Source organism: Corynebacterium sp. 122RC1, assembly GCF_024580955.1.
Taxonomy (GTDB): Bacteria; Actinomycetota; Actinomycetes; order Mycobacteriales; family Mycobacteriaceae; genus Corynebacterium; species Corynebacterium kozikiae.
The window spans coordinates 1-389 of sequence record NZ_JANIKD010000075.1 but is presented as its reverse complement, the minus strand read 5'-3'; the positions used below and the strand labels follow the sequence as shown (position 1 = coordinate 389).

The following is a 389-nucleotide window of genomic DNA, read 5'->3' as shown; positions in this document are numbered from 1 at the left end:
GTGTACATCTTTGAGCAAACCTCAGACTATGGAGCTGACTATGCCAAGTAATGATGAGAATACTCAAGAAGATCAGAAGAACGAAGCTAAGGCTTCTGAAACTGTGACAATCTACATAACAGCAGACAACAAGATTTATTATGGTGCTGGTATTCCTAAGTACGATGATCCAACATGGATTAAGGAGACTACATGGGGAAGCCAGGGCATCCGTAAGGCCTTGAGAGAGCATGCTACAGAAAACGGCACACGCCCTGTAGGAAGAATTGCACTTGCTGTCAAGGAGTTGAACATGGACCGTCAGAAGAATCCTAAGCAGTATCCTGATAGCATCTATCAGAAGAAGTTGAGCGATTTGAAGGCTGGTAACTTGAAGGACGGAAAGATTC

General features: G+C 44.0%; 1 protein-coding gene. It reads left to right on the top strand.

Annotation, left to right across the window (positions count from 1 at the left end; translation table 11 throughout):
- Positions 1-40: 40 nt before the first annotated feature.
- Positions 41-389, top strand: a 349-nt coding sequence (locus NQ050_RS11140; RefSeq protein WP_257039407.1) for a hypothetical protein, incomplete at its 3' end; no start/stop codon positions are given.